This is a genomic window from Methylobacterium sp. E-025 (assembly GCF_022829705.1).
In the GTDB taxonomy this organism is placed as follows: domain Bacteria; phylum Pseudomonadota; class Alphaproteobacteria; order Rhizobiales; family Beijerinckiaceae; genus Methylobacterium.
The window spans coordinates 177,639-200,817 of record NZ_JAKSYR010000071.1 but is presented as its reverse complement, the minus strand read 5'-3'; the positions used below and the strand labels follow the sequence as shown (position 1 = coordinate 200,817).

Here is a 23,179-nt window from a genome sequence, read left to right as displayed (position 1 = left end):
CGACGGTGAGCAGCGCGGCGCCCGAGCCCTGGATCAGCTCGAGCCGGTGACGGTCCTCCGCCCGCAGGTGGGTCTCGTCGAGCAGCATGTCGGCGTAGCCGAGGATGCCGTTCAGGGGCGTGCGGATCTCGTGGCTCATCGCCGCGAGGAAGTCGCTCTTGGCCTCGCTCGCACGCTCGGCCTCGGCACGCGCGGCCTGGGCCTCGGCGGTGATCGAGCGCAAGGCCACCTCCGCCGACTTGCGCTCGGTGATGTCGATGTGGAGGCCGACCATCCGGTACGGGCGGTCGTCGGCCCCGAACAGCGGCCGGCCGCGGGCGTAGACCCAGCGCTCGCCGACCCGGAACTCGGCGGCGTAGGTGGTGCGGGTGTCGATCGCATGCCGGATCGCGTCCCAGACCTCGCCGACCTGCTCGGGATCGACCAGGGCCGTCCACGCGGCGGTGGTGATGCCGCGCGGCTCGCCGTCCTCGGGCAGCCCGTAGATGCGCAGGCTCTCGGGCGAGAGCAGGCTCACCCCGGTCTGCATGTCCCAATCCCAGGTCCCGGCCTCGGCCGCCTCCAGGGCGATCCGCAGCAGGCCGCGGGCGTCGTGCTCCGCCATCCGGGCGGTGACGATCTCGTCGATGTCGAGCGCCGTGCCGAGCCACTCGATGACGGTGCCGTCGGCCATCAGGTGGACCGGCGTCATCGTCAGCTTGTGCCAGCGATAGGTGCCGTCGGCGCGGCGCAGGCGCCATTCCCCGGAATAGGCGGTCTCGCCGGCCTGCGCCGCCCGCCACGCCGTCGCCATGGCGGGCGCGTCGTCGGGATGGTTGCAGGCGACCCGCGCGGCGCGGCCGGTGCCGATCGGCCCGTAATACGCGTGGAACTGGGGGTTCGCGTAGGTGATCTCGCCGTCGCCCGGCCGCATCGCCCAGACCAGCAGCGGCAGGGTGTCGGCCAGCCCGCGATAGCGGCTCTCGCTGCGGTGGACGTCGGCCTCGGCCCGCCGGCGCGCGGTGATGTCGATCATCACGCCGAACAGGCCGGTGACCGCGCCCGCGGCGTCGGTCTCGCAGGTGCCGCGCACCACCACGTCGCGCTCGGTGCCGTCCGGCCGCAGGATGCGGGCGTCGAAGGCGAAGTTCTCGGCCCGCGCGATCGCGTCGCCGACGACGGCGATCAGCCGCTCCCGGTCGTCGGCGTGATAGATCTCGGCGAAGGTCGAGAGGTGCGGCGGCGCGGTGGCGGGGTCGAGCCCGGCGATCTCGTAGAGCCCCAACGACCAGATCGGCTGACCCGCCGGCAGCGGGACGCGCCAGTTGCCGATGCTGGCGAGCTGCTCGGCCATGGTCAGCAGGTGGTTGGCGCTGGCCTGCGCCGCGGAGCGCTCGGCGATCTCGGCCGCCTGGCACTCCAGCTGCGCCTCGTGCGCGCTGCGCAGGGCCATCTCGCGCCCGAGCGCCGCGTTCGATTCCGAGAGGCGCAGGTGCGCGACGACGATCTCGGCGAGATCCTGCAGCGCGACGCCGTCCTCGGGCGAGAAGTCGCGCAGCCGCGAGTCGACGAGGCAGAGGGTGCCGACGCGGATCCCGGGGGCGAGGCTCAGGGGCGTGCCGGCATAGAACCGGGTTGCCCCCGCCGTGCCGTCGACGAGCGGGCTGCCGGAGAAGCGCGGGTCGAGCCGCGCGTCCGGGACGACGTGCACCGCGTCCGTCTGGATCGTGTAGGTGCAGAAGCTCTCCTGCCGCGGCAGCTCGCCCGGCACCAGCGCGCACGGCGTCTTCAGCCATTGCCGGTCGGCGTCGATGAACCCGACGAAGGCGGACTCGACGCCGAACAGGCGGCAGGCCGTGCGGCACACCGCCTCGAAATGATCCTCCGGCGGCGTATCCAGGATCCCGAGCGCCAGCAGCGCCGCGACGCGCTTCGCCTCGCGCGCCGCCTCGTCCGCCGTCGTTTCGTCGTCCCTGGCCTGAAGCGCCTCTGTGCTGCTCACGTTCGCGCGTCCCCCGCCGGCATCTCCCCGAGGCGCCGGCCCATCGCATCATCCCGATTCCGGACCCGACCGGGCCGATCGCCCTCGCGCGGCGCCGAGGCGGGCGCGCGGCGCCCGTCCCGCGCGGCCCAGCGCCGGCGCGCCGCCTCCAGCGCCCATACCATGCCGAGCATCATGTAGACGTGGCGCCACTTCTCGATATCGATCTGCAGCGCCTGAAGGAAGAACATCAGCAGCGCCGGCCAGACGATCTGCGCGTGCGCGCGGAACGGCGAGGGCCGGGCGAGCAGGCGGAAGCCGACGAACCCCGTCGCCGCGACGAGGGCGAGGAAGACCGCGCCGCCGAGCCAGCCGCCGTTGGCGAAGCTGCCGATGTAGGAATTGTGCGGCTCGAGCCCGAAGGTCAGGCGCCAGTGCATCGGCCCGAGGCCGAGCGGGCGCTCGAGCAGCATCTCCATGCCGCGGAGCTGGTTGCCGAAGCGGCCGGTCTCGCCCTCGTCGTAGTCCTGGCTCACCGCGGCGCGGGTGGCGAACATCTTCTGGACGCTGTCGACGGAGAGCAGGGCCGCCATCGCGACGGCGCCGAGCGCCAGGGTCGCGAGGCTGAGGAGCACGATGCGCCGCCGCAGCCGCGCCGACCCGCAGGAGGCGTAGACCGAGCCGACCATCAGCAGCGTGGCGACGACGGTGCCGCCCCACGAGCCGCGCGAGAACGACAGGAAGATCCCGACCAGGATGATCAGCAGGCCCGCGAGCGCGAGCACCGGACGCCGGGCGGTCGCCGTGATCAGGCCGTGCATCAGGTAGAGCGCGCCGAGCGTCAGGAACGAGCCGAACACGTTCGGGTCCTGGAAGGTGCCCGAGGCGCGGTCGTACTTGTAGAACAGGTCCTCGATCCCGAGCCATTGCAGGTAGCCGACGATGCCGAGCGTGGCCGAGAACACGCAGCTCGCCGTGTAGGCCTTCAGCGCCAGCTCCATGCGGGCCTGGGTGTCGTCGGAGAAGAACATCACGAAGAAGACGCCCGTCACCGAGAGGTAGATCAGCTGGATCGTCCAGGTGACCGGGAAGTCCTCGTCGAGAAACGGGATCAGGCCGACGACGATCGCACCGAGATAGAGCAGCAGCATCAGCACCAGCGGCACCGCCCCACGGTGCAGCCGGATGCCGAGGCAGGCCCAGAGCAGGATCGTTGGGATCGCGATCACGTCGTAGGGCGAGGTCTCGGAGAAGGCGAAGCAGGCGAAGAACACGAACGCCGCGAGGAGCGCGCCGGCGAAGCCGTGGACGACCCGGATCAGCGGGACCCGGCCGACCTGTGGCAGGACGAAGCCCGGAACGGCGGTGCTGGCCATGGCTCACGCGGGCTCCGCGAGCCTGGAACGCGGGCCCGCACGACGACGGGTCCTTCATGGGACGGAAAGGTTGATATTCGGCTGACGGGCGCCTGCGGCGCGCTCGACCGGTCGGAAGCGAACGCCTATCGTGCCTCGATCATCGCGACGTCGAGGACCAAGCCCGATGGCCGACACCGCAACACCGCTTCCCCCGGATCTGGAAGAACTGATCGGCCGTATCCGTTGGCAACGCGAGGAAAGCGAGAAGTTCGTGGCCGAGCAGAAGAAGCTTATGGCCGAATCGATGAAGCTCGAGCTCGAAGCGAAGAAGTTCGAGCACGAAGCCAGGAAGCTCGAGCACGAGGCGCGGAAACTCGAGCGAGACAGGATGCTCGCACCCTGGCAGATCGCGCTCTCCGGCATGGCGGCCGGCGCTGCCTTCTTCGGCGCCGGTGCCGCCTTCGTCAAGCTGATCGGATCATGACGCCCGCGTCGACCATGATCCGCTTCGCATAAGCCTCAGGCCGCGCAGTCCAGGAACCCGCCCTTGATCGCCTCGGCGTCGAGCTTGCGGCCGATGAAAACGACGCGCGACGAGCGGTCCTCGCCGGCCTTCCATTCGGCCTGCAGGTCGCCGTCGAGGATCATGTGCACGCCCTGGAAGACGAAGCGGCGCGGCTCGTCGGGGAACGCGACGATGCCCTTGCAGCGCAGGATGTCCGGGCCCTGGATCGTGGTGAGGTTCGAGATCCACGGCATGAACTTCTCCGGGTCGACCGGGCCGTCGATGCGGGCCGAGAACGACTGCATGTCGCCGTCGTGGTGATGGTGGTGCCCCTCCTCGAGGAAGTCGGGCTCGAGGTCGAGGATGCGGCCGAGGTCGAAGGCGTTGCGGCCGAGCACCGCGTCGATCGGCACGTCGCAGTTCGTGGTGCGGTGGAGCTTGGCGTAGGGGTTGATCGCGCGGATCTCGCCCTCGACGCGCGCCATGTCCGCCTCCGAGACCAGGTCGGCCTTGTTGAGCAGGATCACGTCGGCGAAGGCGACCTGGTTGCGAGCCTCGGGCGCGTCCTTCAGGCGCTCGGACAGCCACTTGGCGTCGGCGACCGTCACCACGGCGTCGAGGCGGGCGGCGTCGCCGACGTCCTGGTCGACGAAGAAGGTCTGGGCGACGGGGGCCGGGTCGGCGAGCCCGGTGGTCTCGACGATGATCGCGTCGAACTTGCCCCGGCGCTTCACCAGCCCGTCCATGATGCGGATCAGGTCGCCGCGCACGGTGCAGCAGACGCAGCCGTTGTTCATCTCGAACACCTCCTCGTCGGCGCCGACGACGAGGTCGTTGTCGATGCCGATCTCGCCGAACTCGTTGACGATCACGGCGTAGCGCTTGCCGTGGTTCTCGGTGAGGATGCGGTTGAGCAGCGTGGTCTTGCCGGCGCCGAGGTAGCCGGTCAGCACGGTGACCGGGATCTTCTCGGAGGTGACCGACTCGGCGTTGGCGGGGCTCTGCGATCCGGACATGGGCGACTCTTCCGACGGGTGATGCGGTGGGCGCCCGCGCTCGCGCCGGGCCGCCGATGACATGTCATATCGTATCATCGGACCGCGGATGGAAGCACCCGAGCGGACGCCGCCCCGCCTCCCGCGGCCGGCATGCGGCTCCGTCGCGAGACCGTCGTGAAGACCTGCCACGACCCATGGCCATGACCAAGCGGTGCCGTTTCCGGTCGCGGCCTCGCCGCGGACCGCTTGGGCGACCGCACGCACGAGCCCGATATCCCGCGAGCCCGCTATCCCGAACGTGATCGCCTCGACCCGCCTCGATCGCCTCCCGTCCGCGCTTCCGCACCGCCGGGCCATTGTGCCGCCCGGATGCGCGGGATATCGGCGCCTCGGGGAGCCGCCCGTCCCGGGCCTGCCTTAGAAAAGCACCATCGATCGGTTCGATGCATCGGGACGGGTTCCCGCGTTCGACCGCTCCGCACCGGCCCACAACCATCAAGCACCTCCCTCGACCCGAAGACGACAGCGCGATGGACGCCCGCACGCCACTCGATCCCGACACCGACGCGCCGGCGGCCCGGGCGCGCGGCCCGCGCCGCCAGGGGCTGCTGCCGATCGCGGTCGTGCTGTCGCTGGTGGTCGCCGCCGTCGCCGTGGTCGCGGTGTTCCCGCAGCCGGTGCGCGGGTTCCTCGAGACGGTGACGACCTACGCGCGCGGGATGCTCGGCGGCACGAAGGGCGAGGATACCGGCGAGGCCGACGCCCGGCCCTCCTCGGCCGAGCGGATCTTCCGGCCGACGCCGGAGCAGCGCACCACCTTCGAGATCCATCCGGTGGCGACGATGACCTTCCGCCCGGAAGGCTCGGCCGAAGGGCGGATCGCGCTGAACGACGACGACAACGTGCCGGTGGCCTCGCCCTATTCCGGCCGCGTCACGAAGGTGCTCAAGCGCGCGGGCGACGACGTGAAGGCCGGCGACGTGCTCCTCGTCATCGAGGCCACGGACATGGTCCAGGCCCAGAACGACTACCAGAGCGCGCTCAACACCATCCAGAAGCAGCAGGCTCTGCTCAAGCTCGACCAGACCATCGCCGCCCGCCAGCAGGAGCTGTTCGCGGCCAAGGCGGTGGCGCTCAAGGACTACCAGTCGGCCCAGAACGACGTGATCGCCGCCCAGAGCGACCTGAAGACCGCCCAGGCCTCCCTCGACGCGGTGCGCAACCGCCTCAAGCTCCTCGGCAAGACCGACGCGGAGATCGCCGCCTACGAGAAGAACGGCACGATGAGCGCCGAGACGCAGATCCAGGCGCCGATCGCCGGCACCATCGTGCAGCGCAAGGTCGGCATCGGCCAGTACCTCACCACCTCGAGCGACCCGGCCTTCGTGATCGGCGACCTGTCCACGGTGTGGCTGATCGCCAACGTGCGCGAGAGCGAGATCCCGAAGATCCGCATCGGCCAGGAGGTCGAGGCGCGGGTCGCGGGCTTCGGCACGCGGGTGTTCAAGGCGCGGGTGAACTACATGTCGTCGAGCCTCGATCCGGCGACGCGGCGCCTCGCCGTGCGCAGCGAGGTCGACAACCCGGATCGGTCGCTGCGCCCGGAGATGTTCGCCACCTTCACCATCATCACGGGCAAGCCCCAGCCCTCGCCGGCCGTGCCGCTCGCCGCGGTCGTCTACGAGGGCGCGAGCGCCCACGTCTGGGTCGCCCGGCCCGACGGCGCGATCGCGGCGCGCGGCGTCAGCCTCGGCCTGGTCAACGGCGACAACGTCCAGGTCGTCGAGGGGCTCGCCGCCGGCGAGGAGGTCGTCACCCGCGGCGCGCTGTTCATCGACCGCGCCGCGTCGGGCGACAAGGCGTCCTGACCGGACCGGAACCGCCGGAAGGGCACCCGACGCGATGAACAGCCTGATCGTCTTCTCGCTGCGCCAGCGCGTGCTGGTCTGCCTCGGCTTCCTGGTGATGCTGGCGCTCGGCTACGCCAGCTACACCCAGCTCAACATCGAGGCCTATCCCGACCCGGTCCCGCCGCTCGTCGACGTGATCACCCAGAATCCCGGCCAGTCGGCCGACGAGATCGAGCGCTACATCACCATTCCGCTGGAGGTGGCGCTCGCCGGCATCCCCAACGCGCAGGTGGTGCGCACGATCTCGCTGTTCGGCCTGTCCGACGTGAAGGTGCAGTTCAACTACGAGTTCACCTACGAGGAGGCGCTGCAGCGGGTGCTCAACCGCCTGTCGCAGGCCCCGCCCCTGCCGAACGGCGCCACGCCGCAGATCTCGCCGACGAGCCCGGTGGGCGAGATCATGCGGTACAAGCTCGTCGGGCCGAAGGGCTTCTCCTCCGCGGAGATGAAGACCCTGCAGGACTGGGTGCTGCAGCGCCGCTTCAAGGCGATCCCCGGCGTCGTTGACGTGACCGCCTTCGGCGGCAAGGCCAAGGAGTACGAGATCGCGGTCGACCTCAACCGCCTCCAGGCCCAGGGCATGACCCTGGTGCAGCTCGTCTCGGCCCTGAACAACTCCTCGATCAACGTCGGCGGCCAGACGCTGAACGTCGGCGAGCAGTCGGCCGTGGTCCGCGGCGTCGGCCTGATCCGCGACATGGACGACATCCGCGACACGATGCTGACCCAGGTCAACGGCACGCCCGTGCTGGTGCGGGACGTCGCCGACGTGCGCGTCTCCAACGCGCCGCGGCTCGGCATCGTCGGGCACGACGGCTCGAGCGACATCGTCGAGGGCATCGTCCTGATGAGCCGCGGCGGCCAGAGCCTGCCGACGCTCCGGCGGGTCGAGGCCGAGATCGAGAAGATCAACGCCTCGACGATCCTGCCGCCGGACGTGAAGATCGAGCGGATCTACGACCGCTCCGGGTTGATCCACACCACCACGCACACGGTGATGCACAACCTCGTCTTCGGCGTGGTGCTGGTCTTCGTGGTGCAGTGGCTCTTTCTCGGGTCGCTGCGCAGCGCGATCATCGTGGCGGCGACGATCCCCTTCGCGCTCGGCTTCGCGATCCTGATCCTGGTGGTGCGCGGCGATTCGGCGAACCTCCTCTCGCTCGGCGCGATCGATTTCGGGCTGATCGTCGACGCCACCGTGATCATGGTCGAGAACGTGTTCCGGCACCTGGCCGAGCCGCACCACACGGAAGGGCAGCCCGCACCGGGGGGCCTCACCGGGCGGCTCGGCACCATCGCCATCGCCGGCTCGGAGGTGAACCGGGCGATCTTCTTCTCGGCGACGATCATCATCGTCGGCTTCCTGCCGCTGTTCACGATGTCGGGCGTCGAGGGCCACATCTTCGGGCCGATGGCCAAGACCTACGCCTACGCGCTGGTCGGCGGCTTGCTCGCGACCTTCACGGTCTCGCCCGCGCTCTCGGCCGTCATCCTGCCGAGGCACGTGGAGGAGCGCGACACCCTGATCGTGAAGGTGCTGCGCTTCGGCCACGAGATCATCCTCGGCTTCGGCCTGCGCAACCGCATCCTGTCGATCGCCGTGACGGTGGCGATCCTGCTGGTCTCGGGGCTGGCCGCGCGGAACCTCGGCCTCGAGTTCCTGCCCAAGCTCGAGGAGGGCAACCTCTACGTGCGCGGCACGATGCCGGCCTCGATCTCGCTGGAGGCCGGCAACGCCTACGTCGAGCGGCTGCGCAAGATCTTCACCGAGGTGCCGGAGGTCGTCACCGTGATCTCGCACCAGGGACGGCCGAGCGACGGCACCGACGCCACCGGCTTCTTCAACGTCGAGATCCTGGCCCCGCTCAAGCCCATCGACGAATGGCGCAAGGGGCTCGACAAGGAGCAGCTCATCGCCGGCCTGTCGAAGCGCCTCGACGCCGAGTTCCCCGGCATCGAGTTCAACTTCTCCCAGTACATCGAGGACAACGTCCAGGAGGCGGCCTCGGGCGTGAAGGGCGAGAACTCGGTCAAGGTCTACGGCACCGACCTCGCCGCGATCACCAAGGCGGCCAACGACGTGAAGGCGGTGCTCGCCACCGTGCCCGGCGTCACCGATCTCTCGGTCTTCGCCTCGCTGGGCCAGCCGACGGTGCGCATCGACGTCGACCGCCACAAGGCCGCCCGCTACGGCCTCTCGATCGGCGACGTGAACACCACGATCGCCGCCGCGATCGGCGGCCAGACCGCGGGCGACCTCTACGAGTACGGCTCCGACCGGCATTTTCCGATGCGGGTGCGGCTCGCCCGCGAGTACCGCTCCTCGCTGGCCACCATCCGCAACATCACCATCGGCGCCGCCAACCCGAACGGCGGCGTGGTGCAGGTGCCGCTCTCCGAGATCGCCGACGTCGACCTCGTCTCGGGCGCCTCGTTCATCTACCGCGAGGACCAGGAGCGCTACATCCCGGTCAAGTTCTCGGTGCGCGGGCGCGACCTCGGCGGCACCGTGCTGGAGGCGCAGCGGCGCGTCGCCGACGAGGTGACGCTGCCGGCCGGCTACCACCTCGAATGGGTCGGCCAGTTCACCAACCTGCAGGACGCGGTCACCCGCCTCAGCCTCGTGGTGCCGATCACCCTGGTGCTGATCGCGCTGCTGCTGTTCATCAACTTCAACTCGGTCGCCGACATGCTGCTCGGCCTGTCGGTGATCCCGATGGCGATGATCGGCGGCATCTTCGCGCTGGCGCTCACCGGCACCCCGTTCTCGATCTCGGCGGCGATCGGCTTCATCGCCCTGTTCGGCATCTCGACGATGGAGGGCGTGATCCTGCTCGCCTACTACAACCAGCTGATGGAGGAGGGCTGGCCGCGCAAGGAGGCCGTCTGGCACGCCTCGATCGTGCGGATGCGGCCGGTGATGATGACCTGCGTCGCCGCCTGCGTCGGCCTGCTGCCCGCGGCGGTCTCCACCGGCATCGGCTCGCAGGTGCAGAAGCCCCTGGCGCTCGTCGTCGTCGGCGGCATCCTGCTCGCGCCGAATCTGATCCTGGTGGTGGTGCCGGTGCTGATCTCGCTGTTCTCGCGCCGCCGGCCGAACCCGCTCGCGCCGCCCGCTCTCCATCGGGCGGCGGCGTGATGGTTTTGATCAGGACGTTGCCGCGCCCCTTCCCTCCCCCCTCTGCGGGGGCGGGTGGGCCTCGCGTCAGCGAGGGTCGGGAGAGGAGAGCGCCATGTCCGGAGAGGTCGCTCCCCTCTTCCGACCCGCTTCGCGGGCCACCCTCCCCCGCGGAGGGGGGAGGGCAAAGCGCGCTCGTCCTCGCAGCCGTGGCGCCGGCACCACAACGCTCGGCCTCCCCGCCGGCGACGCCGCCCGCCGCATTGACTTGCGCCGCCCCCGCGGCGCTCTACCGGGCGGAGGATGGCGCCGTCGCGCGCGCGTCCCGCGTCGGAAGCGTCATGATCGAGACGGCCCTCAACCGCCGGTCCGCACGGGCCGTGGCCCTCGCCGCGAGCCTGGCCCTGTCGGGCTGCGCGGTCGGCCCGAACTACGTCGCGCCCGAGGACCCGCCGGTCGCGCGCTACACCCGCGAGCCGCTGGCGAACCCGAGCGCGGCCGACAAGGTCGCCACCCGGCAGGGCGGCTCGGCCGACCAGAGCTTCGTCTCGGGCGCCGACATCCCCGGCCAGTGGTGGACGCTGTTCCGCTCGAAGGCGCTGAACCGCCTGGTCGAGGAGGCGCTGGCCAACAACCCGAACCTGGAGGCGGCGCAGGCCTCCCTGCGCATCGCGCAGCAGAACGTGCTGGCCCAGAAGGGCACGCTCTATCCCTCGCTCTCGGCCAACCCGCAGGCGCTCGGCGCCAAGGCGCCGGGGCTCGACCTGCAATCGCCGCTGCAGAACCAGAACAACTACCTCTACAGCCTCTACACCCCGCAGGTGACGGTGGCCTTCAATCCCGACGTGTTCGGGCTCAACCGCCGCACCATCGAGGGCCTGGAAGCCACCGCCGAGAACCAGCGCTTCCAGCTCGAGGCGGCCTATCTCAGCCTCACCGCCAACGTCGTCGCCGCCGCGATCCAGGAAGCGGCACTGCGGGCGCAGATCGACGCGACCAAGCGGGTGATCCAGGCGCAGACCGAGGTGCTGACCCTCTACAACAAGCAGCTCTCGCTGGGGCAGATCGCCGGCGCCGACGTGATCCAGCAGCAGGCGGCCCTGTCGCTGTCGCAGCAGCTGCTGCCGCCGCTGGAGAAGCAGCTGGCGCAGCAGCGCAACCTCCTGACCGCGCTCGCCGGCCGGCTCCCGAGCGAGGAGGTGGCCGAGACCTTCACCCTCGCGGCCCTGCGCCTGCCGACGAAGGTGCCCGTCAGCCTGCCCTCGCGCCTGGTGCAGCAGCGGCCGGACGTGAAGGCCGCCGAGGCCCTGGTGCAGCAGGCCAGCGCCGGCATCGGCGTCGCGGTGGCGAACCGCCTGCCGCAATTCGCGATCACCGGCGCCGGCGGCTCGAGCGCGGTGCGGCTCGCGCAGATCGCCAACCCGGGCGCCGGGTTCTTCACCATCCTCGGCCAAGCCACCGCGCCGATCTTCGACGCCGGCACGCTCTATCGCCGCCAGCGCGCCTCCGAGGAGACGCTCACCCAGGCCCAGGCCCAGTACCGCGCGGTGGTGATCGCCGCGTTCCAGAACGTGGCCGACGCGCTGCGCGCGCTGCAGGCGGACGCCGGCGCGGTCGCCGCCGCCTCGGCCGCCGAGAAGGCCACCGGCCAGAGCCTCGAGCTGATCCGCAAGCAGTTCTCGGCCGGCGCCGTGAACTCGACCCAGGTGCTGATCGCCCAGCAGGGCTACCTCTCGGCGCTCGTCACCTCGGCCGGCGCGCGCGCGACGCAGTACGCCGACACCGCGGCCCTGTTTCAGGCGCTCGGCGGCGGCTGGTGGAACCGCGCCGACGTCGCCCCGCCCCCGCCCGAGACCGACCCGCTGAAGTTTCTCTAGGCGGCCTCGGCGCAGCCGCCGATCCGGAGCTTGGCGGACGCGCGAGGTGGCAGGGGCGATATCGGCATGGTGACGTCATCGCCGGAGCCGCCTGCGATCGACATCACACTCCCGCCGTCATTCCGGGACTGCGAAGCAGAGCCCGGAATGACGGAGCGGGCACGGTCATCCCCGCACGAACAGACGGACGCGCGGGGCGATCCGCCCTCAAGCCCCCGCCACCACCAGGACGATCTCCCGGCGATGCGGCCGGTCGCGGTGCTCGATCAGGTACACGCCCTGCCAGGTGCCGAGGGCGAGGCGGCCGTCCAGAACGGGAATCGTCAGCGCGGAATCGGTGACCATCGTGCGGATGTGGGCGGGCATGTCGTCCGGCCCTTCCGCGCCGTGGACGTAGGCGACGTGGCGCGGGGCGAGACCGTCCAGCGCCGTCATCAGGTCGGCCTGCACGTCGGGGTCGGCGTTCTCCTGGATGGTCAGCGAAGCCGAGGTGTGCCGGCAGAACACCGTGGCGACGCCGTCGCGGACGCCGCTGCCGCGCACGAAGGCGGCGACCGCGTCCGTGAACTCGGTGAAGCCCGGACCCGGCGTCGCGATCGTCAGCCGCGCGCCGGCCTGCCGCCGGATCTCGCCCGAAAATAGGGTCTCGACGGGTCCCACCGTGCCGCGCTTCATTCCGTCGTCTCCAGGGTCGTGCCCGGCATCGTCTCGCGCTCGCCCCGCGCCAGGATGCGTTCCAGAAGCTCGATCCGGTCGGCCTCGGCCGCCGGCTTGTCCCAGCGGATGCGGCTGACGCGGGGGAATCGCATCGCGACGCCCGACTTGTGCCGGGTCGAGCGTTGCACGCCCTCGAAGGCGATCTCCAGCACCAATCCGCCCTCCATCCCGTAGCCGACCTCGCGCACCGGGCCGAAGCGCTTGACCGTGTGGTTGCGGACGTAGCGGTCGAGCTTGGCCAGCTCCGCGTCGGTGAAGCCGTGATAGGCCTTGCCCACCGGCACCAGCTCGGGGCCGCCCGCGCCGTCCCGCCACACCCCGAACGTGTAGTCGGAGTAGAACGACGAGCGCTTCCCGTGCCCGCGCTGGGCGTACATCATCACCGCGTCGACCAGATGCGGCTCGCGCTTCCACTTCCACCACGGGCCCTTGGGGCGGCCGGGCAGGTACGGGCTGTCGCGGCGCTTGAGCATCACGCCCTCGATCGCGTCGGCGTCGTCGCCCGCCCCGACCGCGGCCGGGTCGGCCCGCGCCGCCGCGAGATCGTCCCAGGTCGCGAACGGCACCAGCGGCGACACGTCGATCCGGGCGTGGTCGAGCGTCGCCACGAACGCCTCCAGCCGGGCGCGCCGCTCCACGAAGCCGAGGGCCCGCAGGTCCTCGCCGTCGGCGGTCAGCAGGTCGTAGGCACGCACATGGGCCGGGAACTCCTCCATCAGCTTGCCCGTCACCGCCTTGCGGTTGAGGCGCTGCTGCAGGACGTTGAAGCTCTGCACGCGGCCCTCGCGCAGGATCAGCAGCTCGCCGTCCAGCGTGCCGGTGAAGGTGACGGCCTCGGCGAGGTCGGGAAAGGCGCCGGAGATGTCCTCGCCGGTGCGCGAGTAGATCCGCGCCACCGGCTCGCCCGCCGCGTCGCGCCCGCCGACGAGCTGAACGCGGATGCCGTCCCACTTCCACTCGCCGGAGAAGTCGGCCGGGGCGAGCTTGTCGAAGTCGGTCTCCTCCTCGATCGGGTGCGACAGCATCGGCGGCCGGAACGGGGCCGGGTTCAGGGTCTCGGGCCGCGGGCCGCGCCCCTCCGCCCAGGCGAACAGGGTCTCGAACGGCGCCCTGAGCCCGTGCCAGACCTCCTCGACCGCGTCCGCCTCGTGGCCGCCGAGCGCGCCGACCGCGGTCTTGGCGAGCCGGGCCGAGACGCCGACGCGCAGGTTGCCGGTCACGAGCTTCAGGAGCGCCCACCGCCCGGTTTCGTCCAGCGCGTCGAGCCAGGTCGCCAGGTGGCCGGGCAGGTCGGCCTTGCGGATGGTGGACAGGGTCTCGACCACCTCGGCGAGCGTCGGCACGTGCGGGGGCGGGTTGTTGTGGCCGGGGCCGGGCGCGCCGACCGCCCCCCCCTCCCGCTCGGGAGAGGGGGCCGGCGCTGCGTCCGCGACGGGCCCCGGCCAGATCAGCGCGGTCGTTTCGGCGAGGTCGCCGACGTAGTTGTGCGAGAGCCGGAACAGCACCGGGTCGATCCGGGCCTCGACGAGGCCGCGGATCAGCGCGGGCTTGGCCTCGCGAAAGCTCAGGGTGCCGGTCATCGCCGCGAGCGCGTAGCCGCGCTCCGGGTCGGGCGTGCGGGCGAAGTAATCCTGCAGCAGCCGCAGCTTGGCGTTGCGGCGCGGCTCGTAGGCCAGGCGGTCGAGGAGCTCGGCGAACTCGTTCACGCGGCGGCCTCTTCGGCTGCGTCCCCGGCGGCCGGCTCGGCCTCGCCGTCGTCGCCGTAGCCCAGCATGTGCAGCGGTTTGGCCTTGATCCCTTGGCTTCCGCACCAGTGCACCAGCGCGTCCTCCTGCCCGTGCGTCACCCAGACCTCGCCGGCCCCCGTCTCGCGGATGGTGCGGCAGAGATCCGGCCAGTCGGCGTGGTCGGAGATCACCAGCGGCAGCTCGACGCCCTTCTGGCGGGCGCGGGCCCGCACCCGCATCCAGCCCGAGGCGAAGCTCGTGACGGGATCGGGGAATTTTCGCGACCACACGTCCTGGATCGACGAGGGCGGGCACAGCACGATGGCCCCCTTCAGGCTCGCCCGGTCGGCCGCCGCCACCTTGGGGGTCTCGCCGAGCGCGAAGCCCTCGCGCTTGTATAGCTCGGTCAGCTTCTCCATCGCCCCGTGCAGGTGGATCGGCCGGTCGTAGCCGGCCTCGCGCAGCAGCATCATCACCCGCTGCGCCTTGCCGAGCGCGTAGGCGCCGACGATGTGGGCGCGCTCCGGGAACAGCGCCACGGAATCGAGGAGCTTGCGCACCTCTGCCGCGGTGTCGGGCATGCGGAATACCGGCAGGCCGAAGGTCGCCTCGGTGATGAACACGTCGCACGGCACCACCTCGAACGGCAGGCAGGTCGGGTCGCGCGCGCGCTTGTAGTCGCCCGACACCACGACGCGCACGCCCCCGGCCTCGATCGCGATCTGCGCCGAGCCGAGCACGTGGCCGGCGGGGGCGAACCGCACCGTCACGTCGCCGATGCGGATCGGCGCGCCGAGCGCCGCCTCCTGGCGCGCACGGCAGAAGTCCTCGCCGTAGCGCACCGCCATGATGCGCAGGGTCTCGCCGGTGGCCAGCACGCTGCCGTGGCCGGCTCGGGCGTGGTCGGCATGGCCGTGGCTGATCAGCGCCCGCTCGACCGGCCAGGTCGGGTCGACGTGGAAGCGCCCGAGCGGGCAGTACAGCCCCTCGCGGGTGAGGGTGAGAAGGTCGCCGGCGCGAAGCGTCATCGGTCCCGTGGTGACGGTGGATGGGATCGGGGGTGATATAGGGCGTCGTCCCGACGAGACCCGGATCGATCCCCACCATGTCCCAGACCGGCTCCGGCGACCTGCTGGCCGACCGCCGCTTCGCCTATGCCGAGGCGTGCCTGGCCGAGGGCGATTGCGTCGGCGCCGCCGAGATGGCGGAGCAGGCGCTCGAGCGCGCCCCGCGCTTCGCCGCCGCCTGGGTCCTGCTCGGGCGGGCCCGCGAGGCGCGCTACGCCGCCGGGGCCGCGGCCGGCACCGCCGAGCCGGGCCTGTTCCAGGCGGCGTTGCGCGCCTACGAGACCGCCCGCGACCTCGACCCCGAGGACACGCTCGGCATGCTCGTCCACCTCGCGCGCCTCGGTGGCGACGCGGCGCTGCCGGTCCTGTCGCCGGCCTATCTGCGCGCGCTGTTCGACGGCTATGCCGGACGCTTCGAGCGCCACCTCGTCGAGGGCCTGGGCTATTGCGGCCCGGCGCTGCTCTGCGCGGCACTCGATGCGGACGGCCCCCGGCGATACCGCGACGCGATCGATCTCGGCTGCGGCACCGGCCTGATGGGCGCCGCGCTCGGCCCCCGCGTCGAACGGCTCACCGGCGTCGACCTCGCGCCGGCGATGCTGGCGCTCGCCCGGCGGAAGGGCATCTATGCCCGTCTCGTCGAGGCGGGGATCGACGGGTTCCTGTCCGAGGCGCCGGCGGCCTCCGCCGACCTCTGCGTCGCGGCCGACGTCTTCATCTACGTCGGCGCGCTCGAGGGCGTGCTCGCCGGGATCGCGCGGGTGCTGCGCCCGGGCGGGCGCGTCGCCTTCACGGTGCAGTCGCACGACGGCGCCGGCGTCGTGCTCGGGCCGGACGGGCGCTACGCCCACGCCGACGCCTGCATCGCGAAGGCCGTGGCCCAGGCCGGCCTCGCCGACCTCGCGCTCCGCCCGGCGGCGGTCCGGCGCGAGCGCGGCCACGACGTTCCCGGCCGAACGGTGATCGCAGTCAAACCCGAGACGTGACGCAGTTTAATCCCTGCGCCGCACAGCAACGTGAGGAAAAACACGCCGCCGTGATGAGCAGGTTGAACCTTGGCCGTGCTCGACCCTTTATAGCCGGCGATTCCGCCAAGACCCGTTCAACGATCTGCGCCTTCCTGCGGGGGCGCAGGCGCGACCCACGACGCTTGCGAGGCATTCCATGGTGAACGAGAAGACCGCTCCCGGCGATCCGCCGGACAAGGCCTTCCCGGCGAGCGCGGCGACCCGCATCCCGCTCGCGATCGTGCTCGCGTTCCTGGCCGGCGCGACGGACTCGATCGGCTTCCTCGAGTTCTCGCAGCTGTTCATGTCGTTCATGTCCGGCAACACCACCCGCTTCGGCGTCGCCGTTGCCAACGCCGACTGGGAGAACACCGCCCGCGTCGTCACGGTGATCCTGGTGTTCTGCTTCGGCGCCTTCCTCGGGACGCTGATCGCCGCCTGGGTCGGCCGCTGGCGACTCTCGGTGCTGCTGACGATCGAGGCCGCGCTGCTGGCGCTCGGCCTGCTGATGCCCTGGGGCACCTTCGCCTTCCCGCTGCACGCCTACCCGATCGTGCTGGCGCTCGGCCTGCAGAACGCGATCCTTCAGGACGAGGGCGGCCGCAGCATCGCGCTCACCTACGTCACCGGCGCGGTGGTCCGCTTCGGCACCGGCATGGCCAACCTGATCCTCGGGACGGTCGCGTCCTCGTTCTGGATCCAGGCGCCGCTCTGGGCCGGGCTCTCCTCCGGCGCGGTCGTCGGCGGCCTGCTGCAGATCCGCTACGGCGAGACCGCCTTCCTGTTCCCGGCGGCGCTCGCCGCCCTGCTCGCCGTGGTCGCGGTGATCCTGACGATCGCCAAGCCCGGCAGCACGCTGGTCGCCGGCTCCTCGCCGGCCCCCGACGCCAGCCCCGACGCGAAGGCGATCGACGCGATCCACTGATCGCCCTCTCTTCCCCTCCCCCCTCTGCGGGGGGAGGATAGAAACGCTCAATCCACCGGCGCCCCACGCAGGCGCTTGGTCGCGCCGCGCTGGGTCTTGGCCTCGAGCCGGCGCTTCTTCGAGGCGAGGGTCGGACGCGTGGCCCGGCGCGGCACCGGGGGCACCGCGGCTTCGGCGACGAGCTTGGCCAGCCGCTCGCGGGCGTCGGCGCGGTTGCGCTCCTGTGTGCGGAACTGCTGGGCGCTGATCACCAGGACGCCGTCGGCGGTGAGCCGGCGCCCGGCGAGCCGCATCAGCCGCACCGCGACCGCGTCCGGGAGCGTAGCGGAGCGACGCACGTCGAAGCGCAGCTGCACCGCGGTCGAGAGCTTGTTGACGTTCTGGCCGCCGGGACCCGACGCCCGCACGAAGGTCTCGTGCAGCTCCGCCTCGTCGATGGCGATCTGGGGCGTGCAGACCAGGGCCACGGCCCCCTCCCCTGCGGCTCAGCCGGCTTCCGCCGGGGTGCGCGCCTTCACGGCCAGCGCATGGAGGCCGCGCGCGAACGCTTCGGCCATCAGCGCGTTGACGACGCGGTGACGGTCGACGCGGCTCTTCCCCTCGAAGGCGGCCGAGACCACATCGATGCGAAAGTGCGTCTCGCCCCCCGGCCGCGCGCCGGAATGGCCGGCATGCAAGTGGGATTCATCCACCACCGAGAGGCGCGCGGGCGCGAGTTCCGCCGCCAGCTTGCCCTCGATCCAGTCCCGCAGCGTCGCTGTCTCGGTCATCCGCCCGTCCCTCGTCTCACCCGAACAGCCGCGTCACCAAGCGGCCGGGCCGTCAAGCCCGTTCGCCCGCATGCGTCATCAGGCCCGGCGCCCTTGTGTCTCGGGTCCGCCCCCTCATAATCGCCCCGTCATGGATCTCAACTCGCCCCTGTTCGACAGCATCCGCATCCGGCGCACCTGCGACGAGCCGAAGACCGCGGCCGGCAAGACCGCCGGCGGGAAGACCGCGAGCGGCAAGCCCGCCGGCACCTGCGAGGCGGAGGGCTGCACCCATGCGGGCCTGTTCCGTGCGCCCAAGGGCCGCCGCGCCGAAGGGCAGTACTGGAACTTCTGCATCGACCACGTGAAGGCCTACAACGCCACGTACAACTACTTCGACGGCATGAACGACGACGCCGTCCAGGCCTTCCAGAAAGACGCGATCATCGGCCACCGCCCGACCTGGGCGATGGGCGTCAACCGCCCGGCGAGCGCCAAGGCAGCCGACGCGCCGCCGCGCGACTGGGCCTATGTCGACCCGCTCGGCGTGCTGCGCGCCGAGGGCGTCGGCGGCGCCCGCGGGCGGCAGGCCCCGGCCGAGCCCGCGCGCCCGAAGCTCTCGGCGACCGTGCGCCGGGCGCTCGACGTGCTCGGCCTCGAGGAAGGCGCCGACACCGCCGCGATCAAGGCGCAGTACAAGTCCCTGGTGAAGCGCTTCCACCCCGACGCCAACGGCGGCGACCGCTCGTTCGAGGAGCGCCTGCGCGACATCATCCGGGCGCACGACGTGCTGCGCGCGGCCGGGCTCTGCTGAGGCGGCTCGGCACGATCGATGCAAAGTCGACCGTCGCGCCGTCGTCGGCGGCTTTCGCGCGCGGACGACCGGCAATTTTCTATTGCAGGCCTATATGGGGGTCTTGCACCCGATCCGGCCCGTCTGTGGCGCCCCGGCGCGACGACGTTTAAGGAAGGGCCTGCATCCCGGCAGCGACTGGCCGGCGAGGCGAGGCCCGAGACAAGTTCCGCGCGGCTTTCGATCCGATGCCCTTCGGAAGACCGCCCCTACGAGGTTCCGTATGCTCTCTGACGACAAGCCTGCCATGCTCCCCGACCGCACCGTCTCCGTCCGCGCCACCTTCGGCATCGACATCGACCTCGAGGTTCCCGCGTTCTCCGAGACCAGCGAGCACGTGCCGGATCTCGATGCGGACTACATCTTCGACCGCGAGACGACGCTGGCGATCCTGGCGGGCTTCGCGCGCAACCGCCGCGTCATGGTCACCGGCTATCACGGCACCGGCAAGTCGACCCATATCGAGCAGGTCGCCGCCCGGCTGAACTGGCCCTGCGTGCGGATCAACCTCGACAGCCACGTCTCGCGCATCGACCTCGTCGGCAAGGACGCGATCGTGCTGCAGGACGGCAAGCAGATCACCGCCTTCCAGGACGGGATCCTGCCCTGGGCGCTGCAGAACAACGTCGCGCTGGTCTTCGACGAGTACGATGCCGGACGGCCCGACGTGATGTTCGTGATCCAGCGCGTGCTGGAGCTCTCCGGCCGCCTGACGCTGCTCGACCAGAAGCGGGTCATCCGCCCGCACCCAGCCTTCCGGCTGTTCGCCACCGCCAACACGGTGGGCCTCGGCGACACCTCGGGCCTCTATCACGGCACCCAGCAGATCAACCAGGGCCAGATGGACCGCTGGTCGATCGTCACCACCCTGAACTACCTGCCGCACGACCGCGAGGTCGACATCGTGCTGTCGAAGGCGCTGCACTACAAGGGCGACCCCGGCCGCGACATCGTCAGCCGCATGGTCCGCGTCGCCGACCTGACCCGCAACGCCTTCATGAACGGCGACCTCTCGACGGTGATGAGCCCGCGCACGGTGATCACCTGGGCCGAGAACGCCGACATCTTCCGCGACATCGGCTTCGCCTTCCGGGTCACCTTCCTCAACAAGTGCGACGAGCTGGAGCGGACGCTGGTCGCCGAGTTCTACCAGCGCGCCTTCGGCAAGGAGCTGCCCGAGAGCGCGATGAACGTCGCGCTGAGCTGATCGACGATGGAGGAATCGATGGCGCAGGTTGCTTCGGGCCCGGAGACGGAGCCAGCCGGCTTCGCGTCGCCGCGCGCGGGTACGCGCCACGAAGCTGACCTCTACACGTGGGTGCAGGAGCAAGTGGCCCACCTTCGCGCTGGCCGGGTCGAGGTTCTCGATCTCGACAACATCGCTGAGGAACTGAGCGACGTGGGTTCGGAGCAGTACGATAAGCTAGAGAGCGCGATCGAGGTCCTGCTCGCCCATGCCCTGAAGTGGGACTTCCAGCCGGAACGCCGGAGCAGGAGCTGGGCGTTGACCATCGCGGAGCAGCGCCTGCGGATCGAGAGGCAGTTGCGCAAGAACCCCGGCCTGAAGTCGCGCATCGCGGAGGCGGTCACCGACGGATTCCGGACCGGCAGGCTTCGGGCTGCGCGCGAGATGCGTCGCTCGCTCGAGACCCTCCCCACCGACAATCCCTACGTCTGGGACGACATCCTGAACCGCCCCTTCGAACTCGACGCCGACCGGTAGCACCCATGTCCATCTCCAACCGCAAGCCGGGCGAGCGCCGCGAGCCGGTCGCCGAGCCCCTGAAGCGCTCGGTCGCCGGGTGCCTGCGCGCCATCGCCAAGCGCTCCGAGGTCGAGGTCACCTACGCCACCGACCGGCCGGCGCTGACCGGCGACAAGGCGCGCCTGCCCGAGCCGCCGCGCAAGCTCACGGTCGGGGACGTCGCGGTGCTCCGCGGCAACGCCGACGCCATGGCCCTGCGCCTGGGCTGCCACGACATCGCCGTCCACCGCCGGCTCGCGCCCGAGAATTCCGCGGCGCGCGCGGTGTTCGATGCGGTCGAGCAGGCCCGCGTCGAGGCGATCGGCTCGCGTCGGATGTCGGGCGTCGCCACCAACATCTCCGCGATGCTGGAGGACCGCTACCACCGCGGCGGCAAGTACGAGACCATCACCGACCGCGCCGACGCGCCGATGGAGGATGCCGTCGCGCTGATGGTGCGCGAGCGCCTGACCGGCCAGAAGCCGCCGGAGGCCGCCAAGCGCATCGTCGAGCTGTGGCGCGCGCACATCGAGGACAAGGCCGGCCCGAACCTCGACGGGCTGATCGGCTCGATCGAGGATCAGCGCGGGTTCGGCCGCTCGGTGCGCGAGCTGCTATCCTCCCTCGACATGGCCGACGAGACCCCGTTCGACCCCGAGGACGACGAGAACGACGACGAGAACGAGGCCCAGGACGACGAGCAGACCCCGAGCGAGGGCGATGCCGAGGAGCAGAGCCAGGGCGACCGCGCCGAGGTCGAGACCTCGGAGGAGGCCTCCGACGACATCGAGGAAGGCGCGCAGGAGGCGGCCGACGCGCCGTCCGGCGAGCTTCCCGAGGAATCCGAGGACGCGGAATCGGAGGAGGCCTCCGAATCCTGGCGGCCGCCGTCGAAGGTCGCCAACGAGCTGCGCGGGCCGGACTACAGGGTGTTCAATCCGAGGTTCGACGAGGTGATCCACGCCGAGGACCTGTGCGACGCCGAGGAGCTGGCGCGGCTGCGCAGCTACCTCGACAAGCAGCTGTCGCATCTCCAGGGCGTGGTCGGGCGGCTGGCCAACCGCCTCCAGCGCCGGCTGCTGGCGCAGCAGAACCGCGCCTGGGACTTCGACCTCGAAGAGGGCCAGATCGACCCGGCGCGCCTCGTGCGCGTGGTCATCGACCCGTTCCAGCCGCTGTCCTTCAAGCAGGAGAAGGACACGAACTTCCGCGACACCGTGGTGACGCTGCTGCTCGACAATTCCGGCTCGATGCGGGGGCGCCCGATCACCGTCGCCGCGACCTGCGCCGACATCCTGGCCCGCACCCTCGAGCGCTGCGGCGTGAAGGTCGAGATCCTGGGCTTCACCACCCGCGCCTGGAAGGGCGGCCAGTCGCGCGAGGCGTGGCTCGCCGCCGGCAAGCCGAACGCGCCGGGCCGCCTCAACGACCTGCGCCACATCGTCTACAAGAGCGCCGACGCGCCCTGGCGCCGGGCGCGCAAGAATCTCGGGCTGATGATGCGCGAGGGCCTGCTCAAGGAGAACATCGACGGCGAGGCGCTGGACTGGGCGCACAAGCGCATCCTGGCCCGGCCCGAGCAGCGCAAGATCATGATGGTGATCTCGGACGGCGCGCCGGTCGACGACTCGACGCTGTCGGTCAACGCCGGCAACTATCTCGAGCGCCACCTGCGCTGGATGATCGAGGAGATCGAGCAGCGCTCGCCGGTGGAGCTGCTGGCCATCGGCATCGGCCACGACGTGACCCGCTACTACCGTCGCGCAGTCACGATCATCGACGCCGAGGAGCTCGGCGGCGCGATGACGGAAAAGCTCGCCGAGCTGTTCGAGGAGGATGCCGCCGGCCGCGCCCCGATGCGCGCCGCCGGCGGACGCCGGCGCTGACGCCTCAGGCCAGCGCCCGCAGGGCGATCAGCACGGCGAGGTGCCCCGGGTAGAACGCCTGCAGCGCGTAGGGCGGCAGGAAGCGCGGTCGGCCGCGCAGCCGGAGGGCGGCGAGCAGGACCAGCGGGACGCCGATCCCGATCGTCGCGGCGTCGGCGAGCGCCGAGAGGGACGCGGCCTCGCCCCGCGGGTGCCAGCCGTGCCAGTTCAACCCGACGATCGCGGCGACGAGCCAGGCGCCGTAGGCGCGCGGTTCGCGCAGCGCCAGAAGGATCGCCGCCGGCAGCAGGATGCCGGCCAGGCCGAAATCCACCGCCGTCTTGGCGAGCGCGGGGGCGAGGAACACCACGGCGAGGCCGAGCGCCAGGGCCGCGTGGCGTCGCGGAGGGCGTCCCCTCTCGAGCGCGGTCGCGAACGTGATGCCCGCCGCCAGGGTGAACAGGATCGACCCCTCGGTCGTGCCGAAGGGGAAGGCGGCGGCGTAGATCGCCTGCGTCGGCACCGCGAGGGCGAGCAGCGCCAGCCCGTAGCGGCCGGGATCGGCGCCGCGCAGGATGTGCAGCACGGACACCACGCAGAACAGCGGGAAGGCGATCCGCCCGAGCCGCCACAGGGCGACGGCGTGGCCGTCGAGCAGGATGGTGTCGACGTGGTCGCCGACCATCAGCACGGCGGCGGCCCCCTTGATCGCGTCGAGGGGCGCGCCGGCGAACGACGCGGCGGGCACGAAAAAACCGCCGGCATGGGGGTCCATGCGGCGGTTCATGATCTCACATCG

The 23,179-nt window shown here is 71.2% G+C and carries 19 protein-coding genes; 10 read left to right on the top strand and 9 right to left on the bottom strand.

What is annotated here, in order from left to right; all coding sequences use genetic code 11:
* Together MKK64_RS08310 and MKK64_RS08305 are read right to left on the bottom strand one after the other, a co-directional pair.
* Positions 1-1,981, bottom strand: a 1,981-nt coding sequence (locus MKK64_RS08310; RefSeq protein ID WP_313898896.1) for a PAS domain-containing protein, incomplete at its 3' end; no start/stop codon positions are given.
* Complete coding sequence (locus MKK64_RS08305) at positions 1,978-3,336, bottom strand: O-antigen ligase family protein (protein WP_243933416.1); 1,359 nt, start codon at positions 3,334-3,336, stop codon at positions 1,978-1,980. The genes MKK64_RS08305 and MKK64_RS08310, both read right to left, overlap by 4 nt.
* A 166-nt stretch (positions 3,337-3,502) precedes the next feature.
* On the opposite strand from MKK64_RS08305, the gene MKK64_RS08300 reads away from it, so the two are divergent.
* Positions 3,503-3,802 (top strand): hypothetical protein, encoded by a 300-nt coding sequence (locus tag MKK64_RS08300; protein ID WP_243933414.1) that lies wholly within the window; start codon positions 3,503-3,505, stop codon positions 3,800-3,802.
* A gap of 35 nt (positions 3,803-3,837) precedes the next feature.
* Here the strand turns inward: MKK64_RS08300 and MKK64_RS08295 are convergent, their stop codons facing one another.
* Positions 3,838-4,839: a CobW family GTP-binding protein gene (locus MKK64_RS08295; RefSeq protein ID WP_243933412.1), complete on the bottom strand. Its 1,002-nt coding sequence runs from the start codon at positions 4,837-4,839 to the stop codon at positions 3,838-3,840.
* 512 nt (positions 4,840-5,351) lie between these two features.
* Between MKK64_RS08295 and MKK64_RS08290 the strand changes: the two genes are divergently transcribed.
* From MKK64_RS08290 to MKK64_RS08280, 3 genes are all read left to right on the top strand, one after another.
* The gene (locus tag MKK64_RS08290; RefSeq protein ID WP_243933410.1) at positions 5,352-6,689 is read left to right on the top strand and encodes an efflux RND transporter periplasmic adaptor subunit; all 1,338 of its coding nucleotides are present in this window, start codon (positions 5,352-5,354) and stop codon (positions 6,687-6,689) included.
* A 34-nt stretch (positions 6,690-6,723) separates the two neighbouring features.
* Entirely contained in the window at positions 6,724-9,870 is a 3,147-nt protein-coding gene (locus MKK64_RS08285) for an efflux RND transporter permease subunit (protein WP_243933408.1), read from the top strand.
* 320 nt (positions 9,871-10,190) lie between these two features.
* A complete protein-coding gene (locus MKK64_RS08280; protein ID WP_147726416.1) occupies positions 10,191-11,726 on the top strand; it encodes an efflux transporter outer membrane subunit in 1,536 nt (511 codons plus the stop codon).
* Between the two features lie 207 nt (positions 11,727-11,933).
* Here the strand turns inward: MKK64_RS08280 and MKK64_RS08275 are convergent, their stop codons facing one another.
* Genes MKK64_RS08275 through MKK64_RS08265 form a run of 3 tightly spaced genes read right to left on the bottom strand, consistent with a single transcriptional unit; the run spans position 11,934 to position 15,198 of the window.
* Positions 11,934-12,401 carry a secondary thiamine-phosphate synthase enzyme YjbQ gene (locus tag MKK64_RS08275; protein WP_147843099.1) on the bottom strand — a complete coding sequence of 156 codons (468 nt, stop codon included), beginning with the start codon at positions 12,399-12,401 and terminating at the stop codon, positions 11,934-11,936.
* The gene (locus MKK64_RS08270) at positions 12,398-14,149 is read right to left on the bottom strand and encodes a cisplatin damage response ATP-dependent DNA ligase (RefSeq protein ID WP_243933406.1); all 1,752 of its coding nucleotides are present in this window, start codon (positions 14,147-14,149) and stop codon (positions 12,398-12,400) included. The genes MKK64_RS08275 and MKK64_RS08270 overlap by 4 nt, the downstream gene beginning before the upstream one ends.
* The gene (locus MKK64_RS08265; protein WP_147726419.1) at positions 14,146-15,198 is read right to left on the bottom strand and encodes a ligase-associated DNA damage response exonuclease; all 1,053 of its coding nucleotides are present in this window, start codon (positions 15,196-15,198) and stop codon (positions 14,146-14,148) included. Before MKK64_RS08265 ends, MKK64_RS08270 begins: the two co-directional genes overlap by 4 nt.
* A gap of 77 nt (positions 15,199-15,275) precedes the next feature.
* On the opposite strand from MKK64_RS08265, the gene MKK64_RS08260 reads away from it, so the two are divergent.
* Together MKK64_RS08260 and MKK64_RS08255 are read left to right on the top strand one after the other, a co-directional pair.
* Complete coding sequence (locus MKK64_RS08260) at positions 15,276-16,223, top strand: class I SAM-dependent DNA methyltransferase (protein ID WP_243933404.1); 948 nt, start codon at positions 15,276-15,278, stop codon at positions 16,221-16,223.
* A 178-nt stretch (positions 16,224-16,401) separates the two neighbouring features.
* Positions 16,402-17,169: a YoaK family protein gene (locus MKK64_RS08255; protein WP_147729555.1), complete on the top strand. Its 768-nt coding sequence runs from the start codon at positions 16,402-16,404 to the stop codon at positions 17,167-17,169.
* 47 nt (positions 17,170-17,216) lie between these two features.
* On the opposite strand, the gene arfB is transcribed toward MKK64_RS08255, so the two are convergent.
* Together arfB and MKK64_RS08245 are read right to left on the bottom strand one after the other, a co-directional pair.
* Complete coding sequence (arfB, locus tag MKK64_RS08250; RefSeq protein ID WP_243933402.1) at positions 17,217-17,636, bottom strand: alternative ribosome rescue aminoacyl-tRNA hydrolase ArfB; 420 nt, start codon at positions 17,634-17,636, stop codon at positions 17,217-17,219.
* Positions 17,637-17,654: 18 nt separating this feature from the next.
* The gene (locus tag MKK64_RS08245) at positions 17,655-17,939 is read right to left on the bottom strand and encodes a BolA family protein (RefSeq protein WP_147729557.1); all 285 of its coding nucleotides are present in this window, start codon (positions 17,937-17,939) and stop codon (positions 17,655-17,657) included.
* A gap of 130 nt (positions 17,940-18,069) precedes the next feature.
* Between MKK64_RS08245 and MKK64_RS08240 the strand changes: the two genes are divergently transcribed.
* The 4 genes from MKK64_RS08240 (at position 18,070) to cobT (ending at position 22,401) form a co-directional block, all read left to right on the top strand.
* Entirely contained in the window at positions 18,070-18,732 is a 663-nt protein-coding gene (locus MKK64_RS08240) for a J domain-containing protein (RefSeq protein ID WP_147860001.1), read from the top strand.
* Between the two features lie 262 nt (positions 18,733-18,994).
* Positions 18,995-19,978, top strand: coding sequence for a cobaltochelatase subunit CobS (gene cobS, locus MKK64_RS08235; protein WP_147844012.1), 984 nt, complete (start codon positions 18,995-18,997; stop codon positions 19,976-19,978).
* 18 nt (positions 19,979-19,996) lie between these two features.
* The gene (locus tag MKK64_RS08230; protein ID WP_243933400.1) at positions 19,997-20,494 is read left to right on the top strand and encodes a DUF29 domain-containing protein; all 498 of its coding nucleotides are present in this window, start codon (positions 19,997-19,999) and stop codon (positions 20,492-20,494) included.
* Positions 20,495-20,499: 5 nt separating this feature from the next.
* Entirely contained in the window at positions 20,500-22,401 is a 1,902-nt protein-coding gene (gene cobT, locus MKK64_RS08225) for a cobaltochelatase subunit CobT (RefSeq protein WP_243933392.1), read from the top strand.
* Positions 22,402-22,405: 4 nt separating this feature from the next.
* Here the strand turns inward: cobT and MKK64_RS08220 are convergent, their stop codons facing one another.
* Complete coding sequence (locus tag MKK64_RS08220; protein WP_243933390.1) at positions 22,406-23,167, bottom strand: TraX family protein; 762 nt, start codon at positions 23,165-23,167, stop codon at positions 22,406-22,408.
* Between the last annotated feature and the right edge of the window lie 12 nt (positions 23,168-23,179).